The sequence below is a fragment of the Rhizobium sp. O111 genome (genome assembly GCF_055616315.1).
The window spans coordinates 231,490-249,567 of record NZ_JBSHXL010000001.1; the positions used below are offsets into that span (position 1 = coordinate 231,490).

Annotated in this window: 18 protein-coding genes; 13 read left to right on the top strand and 5 right to left on the bottom strand. The window is 61.7% G+C overall.

The window, feature by feature from the left end; all coding sequences use genetic code 11:
* Positions 1–73 precede the first annotated feature (73 nt).
* The 3 genes from ACVTFQ_RS01180 to ACVTFQ_RS01190 all read left to right on the top strand — a co-directional run bounded on the left by ACVTFQ_RS01180 (position 74) and on the right by ACVTFQ_RS01190 (position 2,014).
* Positions 74–448 carry a response regulator gene (locus ACVTFQ_RS01180; protein WP_111561692.1) on the top strand — a complete coding sequence of 125 codons (375 nt, stop codon included), beginning with the start codon at positions 74–76 and terminating at the stop codon, positions 446–448.
* A gap of 409 nt (positions 449–857) precedes the next feature.
* Positions 858–1,562, top strand: coding sequence for a response regulator transcription factor (locus ACVTFQ_RS01185; protein ID WP_111561693.1), 705 nt, complete (start codon positions 858–860; stop codon positions 1,560–1,562).
* A 14-nt stretch (positions 1,563–1,576) separates the two neighbouring features.
* Positions 1,577–2,014, top strand: a complete 438-nt coding sequence (locus tag ACVTFQ_RS01190; protein ID WP_111561935.1) for a response regulator — start codon at positions 1,577–1,579, stop codon at positions 2,012–2,014.
* A 7-nt stretch (positions 2,015–2,021) separates the two neighbouring features.
* Here ACVTFQ_RS01190 and ACVTFQ_RS01195 read toward each other — a convergent pair whose 3' ends face one another.
* The 4 genes from ACVTFQ_RS01195 to ybaL form a co-directional block, all read right to left on the bottom strand.
* On the bottom strand, positions 2,022–2,717 hold the full coding sequence (locus ACVTFQ_RS01195) for a sensor histidine kinase (protein ID WP_111561694.1): 696 nt from the start codon (positions 2,715–2,717) through the stop codon (positions 2,022–2,024).
* A 109-nt stretch (positions 2,718–2,826) separates the two neighbouring features.
* Positions 2,827–5,367 (bottom strand): protein translocase subunit SecD, encoded by a 2,541-nt coding sequence (gene secD / locus ACVTFQ_RS01200; RefSeq protein ID WP_111561695.1) that lies wholly within the window; start codon positions 5,365–5,367, stop codon positions 2,827–2,829.
* Between the two features lie 92 nt (positions 5,368–5,459).
* Complete coding sequence (locus ACVTFQ_RS01205) at positions 5,460–5,846, bottom strand: hypothetical protein (RefSeq protein WP_111561936.1); 387 nt, start codon at positions 5,844–5,846, stop codon at positions 5,460–5,462.
* 54 nt (positions 5,847–5,900) lie between these two features.
* Complete coding sequence (gene ybaL / locus ACVTFQ_RS01210) at positions 5,901–7,706, bottom strand: YbaL family putative K(+) efflux transporter (protein WP_112950160.1); 1,806 nt, start codon at positions 7,704–7,706, stop codon at positions 5,901–5,903.
* A 35-nt stretch (positions 7,707–7,741) separates the two neighbouring features.
* Between ybaL and ACVTFQ_RS01215 the strand changes: the two genes are divergently transcribed.
* On the top strand, positions 7,742–8,047 hold the full coding sequence (locus ACVTFQ_RS01215) for a helix-turn-helix domain-containing protein (protein WP_111561697.1): 306 nt from the start codon (positions 7,742–7,744) through the stop codon (positions 8,045–8,047).
* Positions 8,048–8,051: 4 nt separating this feature from the next.
* Here ACVTFQ_RS01215 and ACVTFQ_RS01220 read toward each other — a convergent pair whose 3' ends face one another.
* The gene (locus ACVTFQ_RS01220) at positions 8,052–9,476 is read right to left on the bottom strand and encodes an ArnT family glycosyltransferase (RefSeq protein WP_111561698.1); all 1,425 of its coding nucleotides are present in this window, start codon (positions 9,474–9,476) and stop codon (positions 8,052–8,054) included.
* A gap of 645 nt (positions 9,477–10,121) precedes the next feature.
* On the opposite strand from ACVTFQ_RS01220, the gene ACVTFQ_RS01225 reads away from it, so the two are divergent.
* From ACVTFQ_RS01225 to cheD, 9 genes are all read left to right on the top strand, one after another.
* Positions 10,122–11,735 carry a globin-coupled sensor protein gene (locus ACVTFQ_RS01225; RefSeq protein WP_111561699.1) on the top strand — a complete coding sequence of 538 codons (1,614 nt, stop codon included), beginning with the start codon at positions 10,122–10,124 and terminating at the stop codon, positions 11,733–11,735.
* Between the two features lie 63 nt (positions 11,736–11,798).
* The gene (locus ACVTFQ_RS01230; RefSeq protein WP_111561700.1) at positions 11,799–12,089 is read left to right on the top strand and encodes an STAS domain-containing protein; all 291 of its coding nucleotides are present in this window, start codon (positions 11,799–11,801) and stop codon (positions 12,087–12,089) included.
* Between the two features lie 2 nt (positions 12,090–12,091).
* Positions 12,092–12,457, top strand: a complete 366-nt coding sequence (cheY1, locus tag ACVTFQ_RS01235) for a chemotaxis response regulator CheY1 (RefSeq protein ID WP_018898407.1) — start codon at positions 12,092–12,094, stop codon at positions 12,455–12,457.
* 17 nt (positions 12,458–12,474) lie between these two features.
* Positions 12,475–14,721 carry a chemotaxis protein CheA gene (locus tag ACVTFQ_RS01240; RefSeq protein WP_111561701.1) on the top strand — a complete coding sequence of 749 codons (2,247 nt, stop codon included), beginning with the start codon at positions 12,475–12,477 and terminating at the stop codon, positions 14,719–14,721.
* A 3-nt stretch (positions 14,722–14,724) separates the two neighbouring features.
* Complete coding sequence (locus ACVTFQ_RS01245; protein ID WP_018898409.1) at positions 14,725–15,192, top strand: chemotaxis protein CheW; 468 nt, start codon at positions 14,725–14,727, stop codon at positions 15,190–15,192.
* Positions 15,189–16,100: a protein-glutamate O-methyltransferase CheR gene (cheR, locus tag ACVTFQ_RS01250; RefSeq protein WP_111561702.1), complete on the top strand. Its 912-nt coding sequence runs from the start codon at positions 15,189–15,191 to the stop codon at positions 16,098–16,100. Before ACVTFQ_RS01245 ends, cheR begins: the two co-directional genes overlap by 4 nt.
* Positions 16,097–17,137 carry a protein-glutamate O-methylesterase CheB gene (cheB, locus tag ACVTFQ_RS01255; RefSeq protein WP_047507370.1) on the top strand — a complete coding sequence of 347 codons (1,041 nt, stop codon included), beginning with the start codon at positions 16,097–16,099 and terminating at the stop codon, positions 17,135–17,137. The genes cheR and cheB overlap by 4 nt, the downstream gene beginning before the upstream one ends.
* A complete protein-coding gene (locus tag ACVTFQ_RS01260; protein WP_018898412.1) occupies positions 17,137–17,526 on the top strand; it encodes a response regulator in 390 nt (129 codons plus the stop codon). The genes cheB and ACVTFQ_RS01260 overlap by 1 nt, the downstream gene beginning before the upstream one ends.
* Positions 17,523–18,077, top strand: a complete 555-nt coding sequence (cheD, locus tag ACVTFQ_RS01265) for a chemoreceptor glutamine deamidase CheD (RefSeq protein ID WP_047507372.1) — start codon at positions 17,523–17,525, stop codon at positions 18,075–18,077. Before ACVTFQ_RS01260 ends, cheD begins: the two co-directional genes overlap by 4 nt.
* Position 18,078: the final 1 nt, after the last annotated feature.

An 18,078-nucleotide genomic window follows, 5' to 3' on the forward strand; every position in this document is an offset into this window, starting at 1 on the left:
CGGCAATATGCCTGTTACGGATGCTGTGCTCTGCGGTCGAACGGAGCGCCGGCGCGAGCACGGGAGGGTGGCAATGCCGGCGGTATTTTATGTGGACGACAGCCGCGACGACCTGTTCTACGCGCAATATGTCTGCCGCAAGGAACGCCCCGACATCGCTCTTTCCTGCTTCCAGGCCGCCGATGCCGCCTTCGAAGCGCTCTGTCTATGCGCCGCGGAAGGCGCGACGCTGCCCGCGCTCCTGGTCGTCGATCTCTATATGCCTGTCGATAGCGGCATCGGTCTCGTCACGCGCCTGCGCGCCGATCAACGCTTCGCCTCGATGCGAATCGCTGTCTGTTCCGGTTCGGACGCGACGGCGGATCGGGAGCGGGCCTTGGCCTGCGGGGCGGATCTATACGTCGAAAAACCGATCGACCTCAGTGCACTCGTGCGTCTCGGGCAATAGTCCATCAAAGACAATCGACTTTCTTAGGTATTTATGACGCAATGGTTGCAAGTCTCATTGACACGACTTTGGCTACATTTCACACTATACGCATGAAGCAGTGTGAGACGATGCTGGGGAGAGCCGTTTGACTTTGTTGACGAAAACAACCCGGCAAAATCCGTGAATGAAGTCTGTCGTCCCGCTGACGCGCGAAGCGCGTCGCCGGCGGCGTAGGACAGGCGAATGCCGAGGGTAGGGGGCGGAAACGGAGGCCGCATGCCGATTTTGTGATCGGCGTGTGGCGGCGGTTTCCCTCGAAACTCCGCACTCGGTCATTAACTGTATCAGTCTGGCGCGCGTCTCCAGAGTTCGGGGATGCCGCTCAACCGGTAACCACAGGCACGTAGGAGCCAAGCAGGAATGCGGAATGAGTAGCGCGATGGCACTTCCATTTCACGCCGGCCCGGAACTGGGGCGGGCGATCAACCGCACGGATTTCTTTCGACTTCTGAAGGCGGCCGCGCATCACTATGGCTTCGATAGCTTCGCGCTTGCCCGCATCTCCGAGGCGTCGCAGCCCTTCGGCGCGCGCGATATCATCATCACCAATGTCGCCGAGCGCCAGACCGGCTTCTTCGTCTATGCCATGGGCCGCGCGCTCGGCTTCATTAAATCCAAGGCCGCGCAGTTCCTGGCGACCCCCATGAGCGGCAAGGCCAGCAATCTTGAGGGCTATCCTCCCGATCTCGTTCTCAACGAGTTCGACACAAACAGCTTTCTGCTCATCCCGCTTTTCACGCCCGAGGGGCGCCGCTACTGTGTCGCCTTCAGCGGCAAGCGCCAGCAGCCGGACCAGGGCGAGGTCGCCGATATCCTGCTCGACACGATGCGGATATTCGACAAGTTCTACGAGGAAATCCTGGTCAACGAAATGTCCGGGCGTTTGACCCAACGGGAGAGTGAAGTGGTTCGCTGGACCAGTGAAGGCAAGACATCGGCGGAAATCGCCATCATCCTCGGCCTGTCGGAACACACCGTCAATTCGCACATCGCGGCATCGGTCAGGAAGCTCGGCGCGGTCAATCGCGTGCACATGGTGGCGATGGCGTTGCGCATGGGACTTGTTTCGTGACCGAAAACGCTGAAGTGAAACCAGAGACGGCTCGCGGCGAGGCCGTCAAGATCCTGTTCGTCGATGACGAATTCATCGAATTTCGCGCCCTGAAGAAGACCGTCGCGTCGCTCACCGAGCCGAAGGTGGAGATGGACTACGCGCAATCGGTCAGCGATGCGCTGGCAAAGCTCGACGGCGACAGGTTCGATCTGATCCTTCTCGACAACCGCCTCCTGCCGAATGCGGATTTTCGCGAGACCGTGCCGAAGCTGCGCGCCGCGAGCTACACCGGCCCGATCGGCGTGATATCGATGGATGTGTCGGACAGCTACTTCCAGCAGTTCCAGGAGTATGGTGTCGATTTCAGGATCGGCAAGGATGAGATCGACGTCGAAACGCTGCAGCACATCATCCGCGAATATGTTCGCTATGACATGCCCGACGTCTGGAAGGACGATTACAACATCTGACGTGCAATCAAACCGGCAGCCGGATCGTGAACCTGCTTCCCGTCTCAGTCGGTGATGTGAGTGAAATCGTGCCGCCAAGCGCTGTCACCAGTTCCCGAGCGGCCGCCAGCCCGAGGCCCGGCCTCTTCGCAGCACCTTCCGGCAGCAGGCTCCAGAAGGCGGTGAACACGCTCTCCTGATGCTCCGGCGCGATGCCCGGCCCGTTGTCTGAAATATGGATCGTCCAATGCGTGGCATCGACTTCCGCCTCGACCGTCAGGCGGCATGCCTCGTCGGCATCCGTGCGGTGCATAAGGCCGTTCGCCATCACGTTCTTCAGCACCAGCCCAAGGATTCCCGCATCCGTCCGGACGCCCGGCAGGTCGCCTGTCTCGATCGTGGCCTTCGGTGCGTCGACCTCGAAGCGCAGCTCGGCCCAGATCTGCGCAACCAGCAGCTTGGTATCGACATCGCTGATCACAAGTCTCGGCGCGCCGGAAGCGAAGTTGATCAGCCCCTTCGTCAGCTCCTGGGCGGCCTGTGTCTTGGCAAGAATGGTGTTCAGATATTCCAGGTGCTCGGCATCGATCCTGTCGCCGATCTCGTCGATCAGGATCTCCGCATACATCGCGATGTGCCTGAGCGGCGATTGCAGGTCGTGTGAGGCAATGGCGAGAAAGCGCTTGATGCGCGTTTCGTCGGTCTCTGTCGTTGATGGTGACATGTCTCGTCCGCCGGATTTAAGCCCGGTCGGAGAATAGAAAGCGGGCGCCGGTTCTGCAACCGGCGCCCGCATCAATTTCACGAAACAACCTGAAAAGGTCGATCCTTTATCAGCCTGCCGACTTGCGCGAGCTCGGCGGAATGATGTCGACCTTGTCGTCGTTGCTCGAAACAGCGGCGCGGTGGCGCGTACGCCAGTCGCCAAGGAAGAGCAGGATCGGCGCCGCGATGAACACCGACGATGCGGCGGCGACGAGAATGCCGAACACCATCGGGATCGCGAAGCTTTCGACCGCGCTGCCGCCCCAGATTGCCATCGGCAGCAGGGCGAGGAAGGCGGTGACGTTGGTGTAGATGCTTCGGGCGAGCGTTTCGTTGATCGACTTGTCGATCAGTTCGCGCAGCGGCATCGACTTGTAGAGGCGCATGTTTTCACGCATGCGGTCGTAGACGACGACCTTGTCGTTCACCGAGTAGCCGACCAGTGTCAGGATCGCCGCGATGGCGGTCAGGTTGAAGTCGAGCCCGGTGAGAGCGAAGAAGCCGATGCACTTCGTCACGTCGAGAATGAGCGTGACGATGGCGCCGACCGCGAACGGCCATTCGAAGCGATACCAGATGTAGAGCAGCATCGCGAGGCTGGCGATCACGACGGACAGGATACCCGCCCATGCAAGCTCGCCGCTGACCTTCGGGCCGATGACATCGGTGCCGGTCACGGTTGCCGACGGATCGATCTTGACGATCTCGTCCTTCAGCTTGGTGACGGCAGCCGTCTGCGCCTCTTCACCGCCGTCCTGGCGCTGAGCGCGAACGGCCATGGTGTTGTTGTCGCCATAGGACTGCAGCGAGACTTCGCCGAGACCGAGGCTGTTCAGGCCTTCGCGGAACTTGGCGAGATCGGCTGCTTCCTGCGTCTTCACCGACATCTGGATACCACCACGGAAGTCGACGCCGTAGTTGAGGCCAGGGTGGAAGAAGAGCACGACCGATGCGACCGACAGCAGCGCCGAGACGGTCACGCCGAAGAAGCGCGCCTTCATGAACTGGATGTGCTTGTCGTAGGGGTAGAAGACCGGCAGCAGCGGCTTGATGTTGATGGTCTTCAGCTTGAAGCGACGGGTGATCTCGATCATCGAAACACGAACGAAGGCGACCGAGGTGAACATCGAGATGATCAGGCCGAGCGCCATGGTGACGGCGAAGCCGCGAACCGGGCCGGTGCCGAACCAGAACAGGATGGCGGCGGCAATCAGCGCCGTCATGTTGCCGTCGATGATGGTCGAGTAGGCGCGGCGGAAGCCGGTGTCGATGGCCGCGAACGAGCCCTTGCCCTTGCGGGTTTCTTCACGGATACGCTCGTTGATCAGAACGTTGGCGTCAACCGCCAGACCAATGCCGAGCACGACGCCGGCGATGCCGGGCAGCGTCAGCGTGGCGCCGACAAGCGTCAGTGCCGAGAAGGTCAGGATCGTGTGGATCAGAAGCGCGACGTTGGCGAGAATGCCCCAGGTTCCGTAGAGCAGGAAGATGAAGGCCGCGACGAGGACGAAGCCGACGAGACCGGAATAGATACCCATCTGGATCGCATCGGCGCCGAGGTCGGCACCAACAGTGCGTTCTTCGATGACGGTGAGCTTGGCGGGCAGGGCGCCGGCGCGCAGCATGGCGGCAAGCGTGTTGGCCGTATCCGTCGAGAAGTTGCCGGAGATCTGGCCGGAACCACCGGTGATCGGCTCGCGAATGACGGGAGCGCTCAGCACCTTGTCGTCGAGAACGATGGCGAAGGGATTGCCGACATTCTGGCGTGTGATGTCCGCGAAGCGGGTCGCGCCGGCGCTATCGAAGCGGAAGCTGACGACGGGCTGCTGGCTCTGGTCGAAGCTGACGCGGGCGTCGGAAAGACGGTCACCAGAGATTTCGACGCGGTCGAGAACCGGATAGGTGTTGCCTTCATCGTCCTTCAGCATCGTCACGCCGGGGCCGGGAGCATTGTTCGGCGCGAGCATGTGGAAGGACATCTTGGCGGTCGAGCCGAGGAGCTGGCGAAGGCGGGTCGGATCCTGCGCGCCCGGAAGCTGCACGAGAACGCGGTTGCCGCCGATGCGCTGGATCGTCGGTTCGGCGACGCCGACCTGGTCGACGCGCTGGCGAATGACTTCAAGGCTCTGCTGGACGGCGCTGTCGACGTTGCTGGAGATGCCGGCGGCCGAGAAGGCAACGATGATGTTGCCGCCGCTGGTCGTGACCGAAAGGTCCGACTGGCCGGCGGAAATGCCTGTTGCGATCGTGTTGCCCAGCGTGCGCAGCTGCGTCACGGCTTCGTCAGTCTGCGCCTGGTCGTTCAGCGTCACGACGATCTGGTTCTGGTTGCGAACCACCGACTTCGGCTGGATGTTCTTTTCGCGCAGTACGCGGCGCGCGTCCTGCAGAAGCGACTGCAGACGCTCGCGCGTCAGGTCGGCTTCATCGACTTCGAGAACGAGGTGCGAGCCGCCGCGAAGGTCGAGGCCGAGCGAGACCTGCTGGTGCGGGAGCCACGAGGGAAGGCGCTGCAATGTGGATTGCGGCAGGGCATTCGGCAGTGCGATCAGAATGCCGAGGAGAATGATCACCGTATAGGTGGCCACCAGCCATGGTGAGGTGCGCATTGTGTTGTCTATCCTTGATAACGCTTGAACCTGCGCTTCAGGCGCAGGCAGGCGTGTCGTAAATGCAATGGAAGGCGCCGAGGCGCGTGTCGTCAGGCCGCGAAAGCGGGCGGTCCATGCGAATCGTAGGGCTTCGCGTCAGCCGCGTAGAAGGCGGGCGAAGTGGACTGCGAAAGCCGGAGGAAGCCGAGCGACGAGCGCTCGAAGACTTGCAGGTCAGCGGTAGCCGCATCGCCGGAAGCATAGGTCGCGTATTTCTGCGCGACCTTCCGGTCGGCTGCCAGCACGCCGCGCACGACGTCGCGTGCGCTTAGCTGCAGCGGCTGGCTATCCTTGCTCGAAGAAGAAAATGCGTTATTGGGGCCGCGCGTGGGGCCGAGCACGAGATTGCCGCCGAACAACAGGCCGAGATAGGCGAAGATCGCAACGGCCAGCGAGACGGCAACGCGACCGGTCATGCGGCGCGTATCGAACCTCATCTGGTCGTCCTGCGGATTTTCAATCTCGAACCGGCTCAACGGCGCAAAGTTCTCTCATTGCTTCTCGGGAGAAGGCGTTTCCTCGGCCGCGCTTATACCAGCCTCGGTCTCGACTTCATAGGGTGAACTGTCATGATGCACTTGAGAGAGACGGTCAAGCATGCCCATGGCGATTTCGCGCTCGCCCATGATGACGGTATCAGCACCATATTGCTTGAGTTCCTCGACCTCGGCATCCGAATGCGCACGCGCAACGATCAGCACGCCGGGATTGACCTCGCGCCCCTGTTCGGCCACGCGGCAAGCCTCGAATGCGTTGGGAATGGCAATCACCAGACTTCGCGCGCCCTTGAGATTGGCGAGATCGAGCACCTCGCGCGTGACGGCGTTGCCACCGATCACTTCGATGCCCTGGTCGCGAAGTGCTGCGATCCTGTGGTCGGAATCCTCGACGACGAGGAAGGGCGTGCCCGAGGATTTCAGGTTCTGCCCGACAATGCTGCCAACCCGGCCGTAGCCGACGAGAATGGCGTGGCCCGAAAGCTTGGTCGCATGCACTTCGTCCGCCACGACCGGCGGCTCTTCCACCACTTCGGTCTCGGCCGCCGGCTCGGGCTGGGGCTCCTCGCGCTTCGGCTCCAGCAGCGGCCGCAGTTTGTCGCAGGCATAGAAGAGAAGCGGGTTGAGAATGATCGATATGATGGCGCCGGCAAGGATCAGGTCGCGGCCTTCTTCCGGTAACAGTCCGAGATCGACGCCGAGAGCGGCGAGAATGAAGGAGAATTCACCGATCTGGCCAAGGCTCGCCGAAATCGTCAGCGCCGTTCCCACGGGCTTGCGGAACAGCTGCACGATGAGGAAGGCGGCGACCGACTTGCCGATGACGATGATGAAGATGGTGGCGATTAGCGGGATCGGCTTTTCGATCAGGATGTTCGGATCAAACAGCATGCCGACGGAAACGAAGAACAGCACCGCGAAGGCGTCGCGAAGCGGCAGGCTTTCCTGCGCCGCCCGATGGCTGAGCTCGCTTTCGGCGAGAACCATGCCGGCGAAGAAAGCGCCGAGCGCCAGCGACACGCCGAAGAGCTTCGATGCGCCAAAGGCGACGCCGAGCGCGATTGCCAGGACGCCGAGGCGGAAGAGTTCGCGAGACCCGGTGTGGGCGATGCGGTGCATCGTCCAGGGAATGACGCGCCGGCCGAAGATCAGCATCACGCCGACGAAGAGTGCCACCTTGACCAGCGTCATGCCGATGATGCCGCCGATGCCCATGTCGAGCCCGAATATGCGGTTCACCGCCGCCGAGAGCGGCTCGACGGCTCCGTGGCCGCTGCCGATGCTGGCGGCTGCCGGAATGAGGACGAGCGCCAGCACCATGGCAAGGTCCTCGACGATCAGCCAGCCGACCGCGATCTTGCCGCGCTCCGTCTCGACGAGCCGCCGCTCCTGCAAAGCCTTCAGGAGCACAACGGTCGACGCGACGGAGAGAGCGAGCCCGAAGACGAGGCTCCCGCCCGTCGGCCACCCCATCAGCGCGCCCAGGCCCCAGCCGAGCAGGGTGGCGAAGCCGATCTGCACGATCGCGCCCGGCACCGCGATTCCGCGCACGGAGAGGAGATCTTTCAAGGAGAAGTGCAGGCCGACGCCGAACATCAGCAGGATAACGCCGATCTCGGCAAGCTCGGGCGCGAGGTTCTGATCCGCCACATAGCCTGGCGTATGCGGGCCCACCAGAATACCGGCGATGAGATAGCCGACCAGGGGCGGCAATTTCAGCCGGTTGGCGAAAGCCCCGAGGATGAACGCAAGCACGAGACCCCCGACGATTGTCGAAATCAAAGGTGTATCGTGCGGCATACGCGGTCTCCCCGACTGGAAATCCTGATTAAATTATGACATATATGGCTAATATCAACCAATATGGGTGGTTTGGCACTATGGGTCAAGGCGCGAAGGAAACAATTCTCACCCCCGCTTTGTGCCGTGCGGCCAGGGGTCTGCTGGATTGGACGCAGGTCGACCTCGCCGACCATGCCGCCGTTTCCCGCAGCACGATCCGCGACTATGAAGGCAAGCACCACGAGCTGCATCGCGCCACCGAAGCGCAGCTGCGGCTGGCCTTCGAAAATGGCGGCGTCGCCTTCATCGAGGTCGAAGGCAAGGGCACCTGTATCTGCCTGCGGCCCGCAAGCGAATGATACGCTACTTCGCCGCGGCCAGGCAGCTGGCCTTCACCTTGTAGGCATAGATCATATTTCCGCGATAATAACCTTCGCTCGGCTGCCATGACTTGATGGTCTGCGGCGTCTCGGCGCACTCGAAGGGCTGCGTGGTCACGAACAGCACGTCGTCGCTGACAGTATTGGGCAGCGCGAAGGTCTGCTCATAATAGTTGTCGGGCGCTTCCGTCGGCGGCCGCGCATAGATCTTCAAGGGCTCGTTTCTGAGCGTATGGTACATGTCCGCCACGATATCGCGGCTGTCGCTGACGATGATCGCGGTACCCGCCTGCCGCGCCAGGTCGCCGGCTTCGCGGCTGATAACGCTGCGGCCGAGATAGCGCTTCATCACCTCGTTTCCATTCGGCAGCACGAGCTGGTGCGCGAAGATGGCAGCGAGCGGAAAGAGCAGGCTGGCCGTGCCGTTGATGGCGAACGACACGCGAAGCCCCTTGGGCCAGACGCGATGAAGCAGCCAGACGGCGAGGATCGTGCCGGCCACATAGGCCGTCACCGCCCAGTTGGCATAGGCCTTGGCGATCAGCGCCTGGAAGGTGATCAGGAGCACGACAGGCACGGAAAGCCAGATCAGCAATTTCTCGATCGGGCTGCCTTGCCCTCTCAAAGCCCGGTAGACCGCCCAGAGGATCGCGAAGAACACGATAGGGCCGACAACGCCGAACTGCGCGGCGAAGAACTCGATCCCGTGCCCGATATTGAGGCTCAGCCCGCTCCAGTGGGCGATGCTGGTCGTGTGCTTGATCGTCGTTGCGTCATGGGTGGCGTTCCACCAGAGGTTCGGCGCCGCCACCACAATGGCCGTCACGGCCGAAATGAAGAAGTCGCGCCAGCCGATCCGCGCCATCGGCAAAAGCAGCAGGGCGATCAGGCCGCCGGGCACGACGAACAGGATCGCGTATTTCGACAGGAAGGCGCAGCCGAAGGCCACGCCCATCAGCAGCGCAAGGTTGATCGAGCGCTGGCGCGTCAGGCCGAAATAGGCAAACAGCGCGACAGCCAGGAACAAGAGCAGGATGACGTCGGTCGAGAAGAAGACGGAAGACAGCGCGACGCCGGGCAGCGTTATGTAGGTCACCCCCGTCCAGCCCTCGATCTCAGGGCTGACGAAGCGCTTGGCGATCTTCATCAGCACGAAAGCGGTCGCCATGTGAACAAGGGGGCCGCAGAGCCGGATCCAGAAGATCGCGGTCGATCCCGAAAGCTCGGTCATCGCGCGGATCACCCAGGCGATCATCGGCGGCTTTGAATAATAGCCGAAGTCAAGATTTTGCGACCAGAACCAATATTGCGCCTCGTCGACGAACAGATCCGTCGTGTCGAAGTGCAAGGTGACGATGCGCCAAAGCGTCACGCCGATAATGATGAGGATACCGAGGCGTGGGGACATGCGTCTGATTCCGTAAGCTGGACAAACTACCTCCGGCCGATGCGCAACGCTTCGCCGGCTCAGTGGTTAAACACGCCCATTACTGTTGTTTTATGACGGGAATTCAAAGCACCCGCAGAGGCATGGCAACGCGGCCCGCTTCAATACGGTCGAGAAGTGCGACGGCTGTGAGAACAGACACAGCAAGAAAACATGCACCCAAACCCAGAACAATCATTGCTCAATCCCTATGACGTCATGTCGTGATTTGCCGGGGATATAACACGAAGCTTGCTTCGAACTTGTAGCAGCGACGCAACGTCACACCAGTATTTCATGGATGGTTATTCGCGTTGCTCCGAAAGCCGACATTCATAAAATGGGTATTAACCTTCAGGCAAGGAATTAACCATAAACATTGCAATACACGTCGGAATGGGAAAATTGTAGCGTTCCTAGCAGGCATGACGCCGAACCGCCGTACCGGCTTAATCCGGTATCGATCTCTCAAGTAGCTCTAAGATAGTCCGCACTGATCGCGACAGGTCTGAGCGCCGGCGTTAGCCCGCGTCAGGTCCGATCGTTATCCGTGTCGATGTCAGGAGGCTTGATTTCTCTTCGGGCGATAGGCCCGGGCATTGGTTGGGGACAGGCGTGGGGCAGAATATGCCATCGGATCAGGATCGTGGAGCGCAGGCGGGCAGCCTGCGTGACCGCCTGCGCTTTGCCGGCCTCGATGCCGAGCAGTGCGAGATGGTGCGGCGCTATCGCCCGGCGCTTCAGCAGCACCTGACCTCAGGCCTTCGCGATCTTTTTCAGCGTTTCCAGTCTTTCCCCGATGCCGCCCGCAATTTCGAGAGCGAGCGTCAGGTCGATCGGCTCCATGATCTGCAGACGTCCCACTGGGATGTGCTGACCGATGCGCGCTTCGACAGCCTCTACGCCGAGCGCGTCAAGGTCCTGTCGGATTCCGAAAGCAAGATGGGACTGGACCCTCGCTGGCATGTCGCCGGCCACGGCGTCGTCCTTGAGCATGTCATCGCCGGCCTCGCCGATGAGCTCGCCGGCTCCTCTTTCCTGCCGAGCGTCAAGCGCCGCAAGCGCGAGATCGCCGATCTCATGACCGCGCTCATCCGCCTCGTGATGGTCGATGTCGAGATTGCCGTGTCGCTGCGCTTCAATTCCCTGCGGGCCTCGCAGCAGCGCCAGATCGCAGATCAGCGAAACAGCGACAAGGCCGAAGTAGCCCGTGTCTTCTCCGACGTTATCGAAGGTCTCGCCGCCCGCGACCTGACGGTCCGCGCCGTCGTCACCGAGGACGGTCCGCACAATGATGTCGCCCTGGCGCTAAACGGCGCGCTGGAAGCATTGCAGACCGAATTCGGCGCGATCAGCGAACGGACCCTGAAGGCCGAGGCGTCGGTGCAGGTGCTTGGCCAGTCCGCCCGCAATCTCTCCGGCCACGCCACCGGTCACGCCGAGCAGCTTCTGGCCTCAGCCGCGACACTCGCCGATCTCTCCGAAAACGTGCGGCGCAGCGTCGCGGGCAGCCGCGCGGCCGAGGACGCAGCCGCATCCACGCGCGCGGCAGCCGAAGCAAGCGGTGAAGTCGTCGGCCGCGCCATCTCCGCCATGGCCGATATCGAGCAGTCCGCCGAGCGCATCGGCCAGATCATCGGTGCTATCGACGAGATCGCCTTCCAGACCAACCTGCTGGCGCTCAACGCCGGCATCGAAGCGGCCCGCGCCGGCGATTCCGGCCGTGGTTTTGCTGTTGTCGCGCAGGAAGTCCGCGCGCTAGCACAACGCTCGGCCGATGCTGCCCGTGAAATCAAGACGCTGGTCACCACCACCAAGTCGCAGGTGGATGCCGGCGTGCAGATGGTCGGCCGTACGCAGGATTCGATCGGCAGCATCGTGCGCCAGGTCACCGATATCAACGCCGCCATCGCCTCGGTCGCCAGCCAGACCAGCGACAACGCCTCGGTGCTCGACGCGGTCACCACCGACGTCAAGGGTCTTGGCGCGCGCGTTGCCGAAAGCGCAGGCGCCGCATCGCATGCAGCCGATGGCGCAGACGATCTCCATACCGTCATCGTCGAGCTTGGCCGCACGGTCCGCGAATTCCGCATTGCCCGCAATCGCGCCGAGGCAGCCGAGCGTCGCCCTGTGCGCGCCGTCGATGTCCAGCCCACCCGCCGGGCTGTCGAGGAAAGCGACGCGGCATTTGATTTCAACCCTCCGCTCGCAAGTCTCGGAGGCGGACGAAATGCTTACTGAAGCACTGAATTATGACGGCGGCTCACATTCGTTGGGCGCCAATCAGCAGATAGGAAAAGTCTGATGGCAGCAAAAAAGAGTGGGAAGACGCTGAATCTGGCGGCGACCATTGACCTCAATGAAGCGTCGGCTCTGCGCGACAAGTTCCTGTCGATGCGCGGTAGCGCCGTGTCGATCGACGCATCGGCCGTCGAGCGCATCGGCGCCCTCGGCGCACAGGTGCTGATGTCCGCCGCCAAGACCTGGGATCAAGACAAGCATGCGTTCACCTTCACCAAGGTTTCGGACGCGTTTCAAAAAACCATGCAGCTGATCGGTGTGGACGTCCAACCGCTGCTCGCCAAGGAGATTTAGTAATGAAGAAAAGAGTGCTGACCGTGGATGATTCACGGACGATCCGCAACATGCTTCTCGTGACCCTCAACAATGCGGGCTTCGAGACGATCCAGGCGGAAGACGGCGTCGAAGGTCTCGAGGTTCTGGAGACATCCCACCCCGACGTCATCGTCACCGACATCAACATGCCGCGCCTGGATGGCTTCGGCTTCATCGAAGGCGTTCGCCGCAACGACAAGTACCGCGCCATTCCGATCCTGGTCCTGACGACCGAAAGCGATGCCGAGAAGAAGAATCGCGCACGCCAGGCCGGCGCCACCGGCTGGATCGTCAAGCCTTTCGACCCTGCCAAGCTGATCGATGCCATTGAGCGCGTAACCGCTTAAACTCAGGAATTTCTTTTATGGATATGAACGAAATCAAAGAGATCTTTTTCCAGGAATGCGAGGAACAGCTCGCGGAACTGGAATCCGGTCTTCTGAAAATGAATGATGGCGATCGTGATCCGGAAACCGTCAACGCGGTATTTCGCGCCGTTCACTCGATCAAGGGCGGTGCTGGCGCCTTCGGTCTGGACGATCTCGTCGCCTTCGCCCATGTGTTCGAGACCACACTTGATTGCGTTCGTTCCAACAAGCTAGAGCCGACCCAGGACGTCTTGAAGGTCATGCTCAAGTCGGCCGACGTGCTCGCGGACCTGACGAACGCCGCCCGCGACGGCGGCAGCGTCGACGAAAGCCGCAGCCGCGGCCTCGTCAAGGAGCTGGAAGCGCTTGCCAACGGCGAACTCCCATCGCCGTCGGCCGCTTCCGAAGCGCCTGCAGCAGCTCCGGCACCGGTCGCCGCAGCACCCGTCAAGCCGACCGACGAGAGCGGCTTCGAGCCGATCCCGTTCTCGTTCGACGACTTCAGCGACGACGAGACCTTCGAGATCACCTTCAAGCCGCGCTTCGAGCTTTATTCCAAGGGCAACGACGCGACACTGCTGTTGCGCGATCTGAGCCGCCTCGGCGAGATGAGCATCTATTGCAACATGGATGCGCTGCCGGGTGTCGACGAGCTCGATCCCGAAGCCGCCTATTTCTACTGGAACATCACGCTCAAGACCGACAAGGGCGAAGAAGCGATCCGCGCGGTCTTCGAATTCGCCGAGTGGGATTGCGAGCTGACCATCACGACCGTCGCCGCCGAAACCGAAGCCGCTCCGGCCGAGGAATTGCCGATGGTGCCCGTGCCCTTCGACCTCTCGGCGCTGGATGACGGCCCGGAAGCTCCGGCCGCTGAAAAGAACGATGCAGTTGCTGCAGTTGCTGCTGCCGAAACGGCTTCGAACGTGACGCAGATCGCGTCCGCCGCTGCCCGCGTCGAAAAGAAGGAATCGGCCGCTGCAGCCAACGCTGCTGCTGCCGCCGCCGCCCAGAACAATGCCGCCGCCAACAGCGCCGGCCAGACCATCCGCGTCGATCTCGATCGCGTCGACCGCCTGATCAACCTCGTCGGCGAGCTCGTCATCAACCAGGCGATGCTCTCCCAGAGCGTGATCGAAAACGACACGACCGGCACGTCCTCAATCAACATGGGCCTCGAGGAGCTGCAGCAGCTCACCCGCGAGATCCAGGATTCGGTCATGGCGATCCGCGCGCAGCCGGTGAAGCCCGTCTTCCAGCGCATGTCGCGTATCGTCCGCGAAGTCGCCGACATGGTCGGCAAGTCGATCCGCCTCGTCACCGAAGGTGAAAACACCGAAGTCGACAAGACGGTTATCGACAAGATTGCCGAGCCGCTGACGCACATGATCCGCAATGCCGTCGACCACGGCATCGAAAGCCCTGAAAAGCGCACCGCCGCCGGCAAGGATCCCGAGGGTACGATCAAGCTCACCGCGAAGCATCGTTCGGGCCGCATCCTGATCGAACTGCAGGACGACGGCGGCGGCATCAACCGCGAACGCGTCAAGCAGAAGGCCATCGACAATGACCTGATCTCGCCGGATGCCAATCTGACGGACGAGGAGATCGACAACCTGATCTTCGCGCCGGGCTTCTCGACCGCAGACCAAATCTCGGACATCTCCGGTCGCGGTGTCGGCATGGACGTCGTCAAGCGTTCGATTCAGGCGCTCGGTGGTCGCATCAGCATCACATCGAAGCCGGGCCAGGGCTCCGTCTTCACCATGAGCCTGCCGCTGACGCTCGCCGTTCTCGACGGCATGGTCGTCACGGTCGCTGGCCAGACACTCGTCGTACCGCTGACGGCGATTGTTGAAACGCTGCAGCCGGAGGCTTCGGCCATCCACTCCTTCGGCGCCAGCCATCGCCTGATCTCGATCCGCAACTCCTTCTGCCCGCTGGTCGATGTCGGTCGCATCCTGAACTTCCGCGCCACCCAGGCCAATCCGGTCGAAGGTGTTGCCCTGCTCGTCGAATCCGAAGGCGGCGGTCAGCGCGCGCTGATGGTCGATGCGATCCAGGGTCAGCGTCAGGTCGTCATCAAGAGCCTCGAGGCGAACTACACCCACGTTCCGGGCATTGCTGCGGCAACCATCCTGGGCGACGGTCGCGTCGCGCTCATTCTCGATGTCGACGCAGTCGTGGGCGCTTCGCGCGGCCAGGCGCTGAGACAGGAAGTATCCCTGGCGGCGGCGGGTTAAGTCATGTCCTATATCGTGAAAAATCTGAGCGAAGGGCACCGCGAGCTGATCGCGTTCCGCGTCGGCGATCAGGAGTTTTGCGTCAATGTCATGTCGGTTCGCGAGATCCGCGGCTGGACGCCGGCAACGGCCATGCCGCACTCGCCTTCCTACATGAAAGGGGTCATCAACCTGCGTGGCGCGGTGCTGCCGATCATCGATCTATCGGCCCGTCTCGGCATGAAGCCGACCGAGCCGACGCAGCGCCATGTCATTATTGTGGCCCAAGTTCACCGAAAAGTAGTTGGTCTGCTTGTAGATGCGGTGTCGGATATACTGACTGTTAGTGAAGACAACGTACAGCCAACGCCCGAGATCGCGTCCGAACTGCAGCGTCAGTTCGCGCGCGGGATCATGGCGATCGAAAAACGTCTGATCTGCCTGTTGGAACTGGAAGCCATATTCCCTGACGCGGAAAGCGAAGCTGCATGAGTGTCTTGAGTGCAAAAGATGTAAGACCGGGGAGCCCCGACGAGGTTCTGGCGAGCGGCGAATACCCGCTGACGCGCCGCGACCTCACGGAAATCGCCGCGATGATCTACTCGGATGCGGGCATCTTCCTCAACGAGACCAAGGCATCGCTGGTCTATTCGCGTCTTTCCAAGCACATTCGCAATCTCGGCCTGTCCGGCTTCCGCGAATACTGTTCGCTGGTGTCTTCGCAGGCGGGTGCTGGGCCGCGCCGCGAAATGCTGTCGCATCTGACGACCAATTTCACGCGCTTCTTCCGTGAAAACCATCACTTCGAGCATATGCGCGATCACGTGCTGCCGGAGCTTTTGCAGCGTGCCAAGTCGGGCGGCCGCGTCCGCATCTGGTCCGCGGCCTCGTCGGATGGCCAGGAGCCCTATTCGATCGCGCTGACGGTGCTGTCGATGATGCCGAATGTCGCCGACTACGATTTCAAGATCCTCGCGACCGACATCGATCCGAAGATCCTCGCCATCGCCCGCGCCGGCGCCTACGACGAAAACGCGCTCGAAACCGTTTCGCCCGCCATGCGCAAGCAGTGGTTCAGCGAAGTCAATATCGACGGGCGCCGCAAGTTCCAGGTCGATGACCGCGTCAAGCGGCTGATCACCTATAACGAGCTGAACCTGATGGCCCAGTGGCCGTTCAAGGGCAAGTTCGACATCATCTTCTGCCGCAACGTCGTGATCTATTTCGACGAACCGACCCAGATGAAGATCTGGTCGCGCTTCGCCGAGCTCATGCCCGAGGGCGGTCATCTCTACATCGGTCACTCCGAGCGGGTGTCCGGCGATTCCAAGCATGTCTTCGACAATATCGGTATCACCACGTACCGCTATACGACCAAAGGCCTTGGGAGGAGGGGATGAGCATGGCGGCACGTGTTCTCGTTGTTGACGATTCTCCCACCATGCGCGGTCTCATCACCGCCGTGCTGCAGTCCGATCCTGACGTCGACGTTATCGGCCAGGCCGGCGACGCCATGGAAGCGCGCGAAGCGATCAAGAAGCTCAATCCCGATGTCGTGACGCTCGATATCGAGATGCCGAACATGAACGGCCTCGATTTTCTTGAGAAGATCATGCGTCTGCGCCCGATGCCCGTCATCATGGTCTCGACGCTGACGCATCGCGGCACCAACGCCACATTGGCGGCATTGGAGATAGGCGCGTTCGATTGCGTGAGCAAGCCACAGCCGGGCGACATGCGCCCCTTCGCAGACCTCGCCGAAAAGGTAAAGGCCGCCGCCCGCTCGCAGCGCCGCCCGATCATGGCCCCGCAGCCCGTAACACCGCCGCCCGCGGTTGCCGATTATCGCGTCGGCCGCAAGGTGGTCGCGATCGGTTCCTCGACCGGTGGCGTGGAAGCGCTGATCACCGTGCTGCAGAAATTCCCGGCCAATTGCCCGCCGACCGTGATCACGCAACACATGCCGTCGACGTTCACCAAGAGCTTCGCGGAGCGGCTGAACCGCCTCTGCGCTCCTGTCGTGCAGGAAGCGACGGATGGCGCTCGGCTCGAAATCGGCAAGATCTATCTGGCCCCCGGCGGCGAGCGGCATCTGCAGGTGGTCAATCCGTCGGCGCCCTGCTGCCGCCTTGTCGAGCGCGAGCCGGTAAACGGCCATCGCCCCTCGGTCGATGTTCTCTTTGATTCGGTCGCCGAGCTTGCGGGTCGCAATGCTGTCGGCGTGATCCTGACCGGAATGGGCCGCGACGGCGCCGCCGGTCTCCTGAAAATGCGCCATGCAGGCGCCCGTACCCTCGGACAGAACGAAAAGACCTCGGTGGTCTACGGGATGCCGAGGGTAGCTTTCGAACTCGGGGCTGTCGAACAACAGCTGCCACTCAACGCCATTGGCGAAGAAATCTTGAAGATGACCGCCCGTAAGGAAGGAACTGACTAATGTCACTCGCAGAGAAAATCAAAGTTCTGATCGTTGACGATCAGGTCACCAGCCGCCTGCTGCTCAGCGACGCGCTGACCCAGCTCGGCTTCAAGCAGATCACCGCCGCCGGCGATGGCGTGCAGGGCATGAAGATCATGGCCCAGCAGCCGCATCACCTGGTCATCTCCGACTTCAACATGCCCAACATGGATGGTCTCGGCTTCTTGCAGGCTGTTCGTAGCAATCCGACGACCAAGAAGGCGGCCTTTATCATCTTGACCGCGCAGGGCGACCGCGCGCTGGTCACCAAGGCAGCAGCACTCGGCGCCAACAACGTCCTGGCCAAGCCCTTCACGATCGAAAAGATGAAGGCGGCCATCGAGGCCGTATTTGGAGCATTGAAATGACGATCGAGGTTGCGGCCCGCCGTGTTCATATCATTCAGGGCGAATGGAAGGTCCTGAATGATCCGAACGCGGTCTTGACGACCATTCTTGGCTCGTGTGTGGCTGCATGCCTACGGGATCCTGTGGCCGGCGTGGGAGGGATGAACCACTTCCTTCTGCCGGGCAACGCCACGACGCCTATGACGGGGGGAGATGCCACACGCTATGGCGTGCATCTCATGGAACTGCTGATCAACGGTCTCTTGAAGCAGGGCGCGCGTCGCGACCGCCTGGAAGCCAAGATCTTCGGAGGAGCGAAGACGATCTCGACATTCTCGAATGTCGGGGAACAGAATGCCGCTTTTGCCACGCAGTTTCTGAAGGATGAAGGCATCCCCATCGTCGGTTCAAGCACCGGCGGCGACCACGGGCGCAAACTCGAGTTCTGGCCGGTGTCCGGTCGCGCTCGACAGTACCCGCTGACGGGTGCCGAAACCCAGAAGACCGTCGCGCTTGAACAGCGTCCGGTTGCTCCGCAGAAGCCAGTTGAAACCAGTATCGAATTCTTCTGAG

Bases quoted from the DNA above. Each gene is read 5' to 3' on its own strand.
- ACVTFQ_RS01205 (WP_111561936.1), bottom strand. From the start codon at position 5,846: ATGAGGTTCGATACGCGCCGCATGACCGGTCGCGTTGCCGTCTCGCTG.
- ACVTFQ_RS01180 (WP_111561692.1), top strand. From the start codon at position 74: ATGCCGGCGGTATTTTATGTGGACGACAGCCGCGACGACCTGTTCTAC.
- cheB (WP_047507370.1), top strand. From the start codon at position 16,097: ATGAGCATGGCGGCACGTGTTCTCGTTGTTGACGATTCTCCCACCATG.
- cheR (WP_111561702.1), top strand. From the start codon at position 15,189: ATGAGTGTCTTGAGTGCAAAAGATGTAAGACCGGGGAGCCCCGACGAG.
- ACVTFQ_RS01260 (WP_018898412.1), top strand. From the start codon at position 17,137: ATGTCACTCGCAGAGAAAATCAAAGTTCTGATCGTTGACGATCAGGTC.
- ACVTFQ_RS01220 (WP_111561698.1), bottom strand. From the start codon at position 9,476: ATGTCCCCACGCCTCGGTATCCTCATCATTATCGGCGTGACGCTTTGG.
- ybaL (WP_112950160.1), bottom strand. From the start codon at position 7,706: ATGCCGCACGATACACCTTTGATTTCGACAATCGTCGGGGGTCTCGTG.
- cheY1 (WP_018898407.1), top strand. From the start codon at position 12,092: ATGAAGAAAAGAGTGCTGACCGTGGATGATTCACGGACGATCCGCAAC.
- ACVTFQ_RS01195 (WP_111561694.1), bottom strand. From the start codon at position 2,717: ATGTCACCATCAACGACAGAGACCGACGAAACGCGCATCAAGCGCTTT.
- ACVTFQ_RS01225 (WP_111561699.1), top strand. From the start codon at position 10,122: ATGCCATCGGATCAGGATCGTGGAGCGCAGGCGGGCAGCCTGCGTGAC.
- secD (WP_111561695.1), bottom strand. From the start codon at position 5,367: ATGCGCACCTCACCATGGCTGGTGGCCACCTATACGGTGATCATTCTC.
- cheD (WP_047507372.1), top strand. From the start codon at position 17,523: ATGACGATCGAGGTTGCGGCCCGCCGTGTTCATATCATTCAGGGCGAA.
- ACVTFQ_RS01240 (WP_111561701.1), top strand. From the start codon at position 12,475: ATGGATATGAACGAAATCAAAGAGATCTTTTTCCAGGAATGCGAGGAA.
- ACVTFQ_RS01245 (WP_018898409.1), top strand. From the start codon at position 14,725: ATGTCCTATATCGTGAAAAATCTGAGCGAAGGGCACCGCGAGCTGATC.
- ACVTFQ_RS01185 (WP_111561693.1), top strand. From the start codon at position 858: ATGAGTAGCGCGATGGCACTTCCATTTCACGCCGGCCCGGAACTGGGG.
- ACVTFQ_RS01230 (WP_111561700.1), top strand. From the start codon at position 11,799: ATGGCAGCAAAAAAGAGTGGGAAGACGCTGAATCTGGCGGCGACCATT.
- ACVTFQ_RS01215 (WP_111561697.1), top strand. From the start codon at position 7,742: ATGACATATATGGCTAATATCAACCAATATGGGTGGTTTGGCACTATG.